We start from the raw sequence: 3,767 nt of genomic DNA on the forward strand, positions 1-3,767 counted from the left end.
ATGTTCATTGGGAGAAAGCTGAATATCATATCGAATGCCGGTTTTAGCCTTTTTTCGTACCACGCTTGCCATGGGTGCTTCCTTTCTTTGTTATCTCATAGCCAAAATACTCAAGTAGTTTTTCCGCCGTTTCGCAGTAAAGAGACTGGTTTTTTTCCATAATTCGGTGAATCTGCCCCTGGTCAATACCTGTGTCCTTGGCGATTCGATACCGACTCTGCCCGCTCTTATTTATTTCATTCCGTATTGTCTTTAGAATATCCATATTTTACATTATCTCTATATCATTGCGCAATGTCAAGTAATTTTCAGTCTTTTTTATCCGGCAGTTTTCGCCTGTTCGATAAAATCATCCAGGTCCGCCGGGTCAAAGCGAATCAGACGCCCCATGCGAACCGACTTAATTTTTCCGTCCTTCTGTAAATTCCAGAGAGTCCGTTCACTGATAGCCAGGTATGAAGCCGCCTGTCTGCTTTTCATTAATCGACTTTTTGTATGTTCGCTCATTTTGAAGTTTTTCATCGTTGATCTCCATTTCTTTGCTGTCATAATTTAATTCTTTACAGATGTCGATACCGACAATACGCCCCGACTTAAAAACTCATTCCTATACACACCCCTATAAACCGTCCCGACCGTCCCTTTCGTCCAAACTTATGTGCAAAGGGATGTTTCTTCCTGCGAATCGCTGCAAATTGATGATTCCGGTTCAATTCCATACGCCTCAAAAACCGTCCCTAATTCCTGCTTTGAGGGACGGAAGACCCGCTTACCATTGGTTTTCTGACTCTTGATGTTGTAGCGACTCAAGATAGAACTGATACCCCGCGCACTGTATTTACTGAACAAAGCTGGCTCTTTTTCTTTAGCTTTTTCCAGCAGTTTGCCCGGTTCAATTCCATAAAAATCTGTATATATTTCTTCTCTGAGCAGTTGAAGCAGTATTTCATCCGTTTCCGGCATAATATCCTCATTATTTTCCATTGTTTTAATCGCATGTTCCTGGACAAGCTGAACCAATCCCGCAATCCCATCTTGTCCCTGTTCCAGCATATCCGCCAGCGCCAAAAGAGGCTGCCATATCTCATAATCCCGGCCATTGAAATCCTGACAGTCCGGTTTGTAACCGGAATACTTGATAATCTGCGCTGAATGGCTAAGGGCCATTGCATGAAGATCATCCCGTATTTTGGCGAATACATCAGCTTTTTCGGGGATGCGTCTGCGGTTTATCGGAGAATCCTTCGGGCTGCGAAGCATGACAATACGGATACAGCGTGAAGCCAAAGCGGGCGGCAGTCCGGCAATTCCGGCAATGGATTTGGGGGAATACACATCATAGGCATTGGTCTGGAAGCTGTCTTTGGTCTTTTCGAGCCGATGGGCGCGGGAGTGCTTTTTGTATCCGCTTAGAAGAATACTGCGTATCTCATTGGCTTCCGGTGTCCGTTCATTCAACCGTTCAGCCTCATCGAGAAGCAGTGTCCAGCCTTCCTCATGCAATGTCCTGAAAAGACAGGGAGCGGTCATATTCGCCGAGGGCAAGGGACGAAAGACGACCTGTGAAAGCACATCAAAGACCCTGCTTTTGCCGCTTCCCAACGGCCCGCCGATGGAAAGATATGGCACGGCATCCCAGATTGGATAGACATAGGTGAGCAATGTCCAAAGGGATAATGTGGCAATGGTTCCGAGCGTATCTTCATCCCGAAACTTCAAAAACCATGCGAATAGGTCACACAATTCAGTGAATATCTGGCTCATGTCCGGGCTGTATCCATCCAGCCATTGCTGGCGGCTTTGACGTGACCATAATGAGACGGTATTGGGCTTCGGCTGTCCGGGAATCCCATCAAACCAAAGCGTATGGCCATGATCATCGAGACAGTTCGTAACAGGCACGATTTGACGTTTCCCATCCTTCCACTGTAAATGCAACTGCCAATCACCTGTCAATTGGCCGTTTGGGTCGATACTGGTCACAGGGACTAACATACCGGATACAAGCGGAGTATGAAAAAGATGCGGCCTGACGATATTATCAATATCCAGTTCCTTCTTTGAATCATCCACCACTTTGTCAGTATCCTGCGGATCAGGAACCAGTTCAAGAATCTTTTGACGGAGCTGTTCGGCATCTATGGCCGGGTAAAGCTGGCAGGTTTTCCGTATAAAACTCTCCCGCTCTTTATTTTTGGCAATGTTCAATATATCACTGTGCAGCAGGGTTTCACTGTTTCGGATGTTAAGCTGCCCTTTACTGTCTCCGGCCTTATTCGGTGTAAAACAAACGTTAATGTCTGTATTCAGCGTCATTGTTCATTTCCGTTTCAAAGTTGTAGGGTCATTTTGATTTCAGGTGCATTGTCGATAGATTGACGGATATAGTCGGTGTTGTTTTCCTGCTGAATCCACTGACGAATGTCCTTTGCGGGTGGTGTAAACATCCGCAGGGATTTGCAGTAAAGAATCAGTGACTTCGCCAGTTTCTCCGCTCCCTGCCGTCCCACAAGGTCATCATCGACAATGATAATAACATCCCGATTACGGACAATTCCGGTAAGTATCTGGTCGCCGCTGTTACAGTTGGGTCGGCCAACGGCATCGTAGCCCAGGTCAAGTGAAGCGGCTGTATCGGTCGGGCCTTCACAAACCAGTAAAAACCCTTCCGATTTCAAACTCGCAGGGACAAAAAGACCGATTTGGCTGCCCTTTACCGTTCCCTTGTTGTCATTGATAAACCGTTTGCGGATTCCCGTAATACGTCCATTGGCATCCGACATCGGGAATGTATAAGCAAAACCGTTCCATCCGATTTGCAGACGTTCGAGGCTTTCCGGTGACACATGAAGTTGTCGGGCAATCGCCTTTAGCCGCATAGCAGTCAGATTATTCACATACTGACTGGCCTGATACGAAAAATCACGGTTCTTAACCACAATCCGACGGGAAAAGGTGCGTACCTTCCGGTAAGGACACGCCTTGTACACATGAAGCCAGCCAGCCTTTCCACATCGTTTCTTACTTCCATCTTCAATACGTGCGCAGATGGCCGATGAATCGTCTTCTGCCCGCAAACACCAGTCCGGCTTGCCGCATACCGGACAAGGCCGAGATTTGCTGACACGAAGCATTTTTTCCGCCTGACCCATATCAGAGTACCCCCTTAGCCGTTTTATTCGATTCTGCGGCAATATCCTGGCCGTTACGGGCAGTTTGCGGGGAATGCTGGTACGGCCGGACGGCAAATAACGGGCAGGCGGCATCCGGGCAGTTGCGAATCTCGTCTTTTTTCCAGTAAACACATTCGAGGCATTGGGCATTGACGGCAGCACGAAGACTTTGACCACTGACGGCCCGGTCATAAATACCCCGATAGGCGGACGGCATTCGGTTACGTCTGAGGGTTACAGCATCCGTTGGAGGATTTAACTTTACTGTCATGGTGTCGTTCCCTGTGCTCATGGTTGTTGTAATGGGGCTACCCCTTTGACAGAGGCAGCCCCTTATGTCGTTATCCCGGCTGTTTGGCTTTCATTTCATTCCATCGCTCTCTGTCCGGCGCTCCGGCATCCAGCCATGCAATGATTTCCTCTTTTCGCCAACGGATATTACCGCCGAGCCGGATGCACGCTGGCATCAAAGCATCCACCGTAAGCCGGTGTACCTGCCGGGTACTGACTTTCAAAAACGCGGCAACCTGTTTTGCTGTCCACAGCTTTTCTTCCATTTGGGTCGTTTTCATAACTGATTCTCCAAAAAATAAA

At 47.8% G+C, this 3,767-nt stretch carries 6 protein-coding genes; all 6 read right to left on the reverse strand.

Going from position 1 to position 3,767, the window contains the following annotated elements:
* Nucleotides 1-43 precede the first annotated feature (43 nt).
* Entirely contained in the window at nucleotides 44-265 is a 222-nt protein-coding gene (locus tag GX147_10655) for a hypothetical protein (protein NLN61128.1), read from the reverse strand.
* Between the two features lie 53 nt (nucleotides 266-318).
* A complete protein-coding gene (locus GX147_10660) occupies nucleotides 319-507 on the reverse strand; it encodes a helix-turn-helix domain-containing protein (protein ID NLN61129.1) in 189 nt (62 codons plus the stop codon).
* Nucleotides 508-654: 147 nt separating this feature from the next.
* Entirely contained in the window at nucleotides 655-2,316 is a 1,662-nt protein-coding gene (locus GX147_10665) for a DUF3631 domain-containing protein (protein ID NLN61130.1), read from the reverse strand.
* Between the two features lie 14 nt (nucleotides 2,317-2,330).
* Nucleotides 2,331-3,152 carry a hypothetical protein gene (locus GX147_10670; protein ID NLN61131.1) on the reverse strand — a complete coding sequence of 274 codons (822 nt, stop codon included), beginning with the start codon at nucleotides 3,150-3,152 and terminating at the stop codon, nucleotides 2,331-2,333.
* Between the two features lies 1 nt (nucleotide 3,153).
* Entirely contained in the window at nucleotides 3,154-3,444 is a 291-nt protein-coding gene (locus GX147_10675; GenBank protein NLN61132.1) for a hypothetical protein, read from the reverse strand.
* A gap of 70 nt (nucleotides 3,445-3,514) precedes the next feature.
* Nucleotides 3,515-3,745, reverse strand: a complete 231-nt coding sequence (locus tag GX147_10680) for a helix-turn-helix domain-containing protein (GenBank protein ID NLN61133.1) — start codon at nucleotides 3,743-3,745, stop codon at nucleotides 3,515-3,517.
* Nucleotides 3,746-3,767 lie beyond the last annotated feature (22 nt).

This window comes from Deltaproteobacteria bacterium (genome assembly GCA_012522415.1).
Taxonomy (GTDB): domain Bacteria; phylum Desulfobacterota; class Syntrophia; order Syntrophales; family JAAYKM01; genus JAAYKM01.

Coding starts and splice junctions, on each gene's coding strand:
- GX147_10655 (NLN61128.1), bottom strand. CDS start 265: ATGGATATTCTAAAGACAATACGGAATGAAATAAATAAGAGCGGGCAG.
- GX147_10660 (NLN61129.1), bottom strand. CDS start 507: ATGAGCGAACATACAAAAAGTCGATTAATGAAAAGCAGACAGGCGGCT.
- GX147_10665 (NLN61130.1), bottom strand. CDS start 2,316: ATGACGCTGAATACAGACATTAACGTTTGTTTTACACCGAATAAGGCC.
- GX147_10670 (NLN61131.1), bottom strand. CDS start 3,152: ATGGGTCAGGCGGAAAAAATGCTTCGTGTCAGCAAATCTCGGCCTTGT.
- GX147_10675 (NLN61132.1), bottom strand. CDS start 3,444: ATGACAGTAAAGTTAAATCCTCCAACGGATGCTGTAACCCTCAGACGT.
- GX147_10680 (NLN61133.1), bottom strand. CDS start 3,745: ATGAAAACGACCCAAATGGAAGAAAAGCTGTGGACAGCAAAACAGGTT.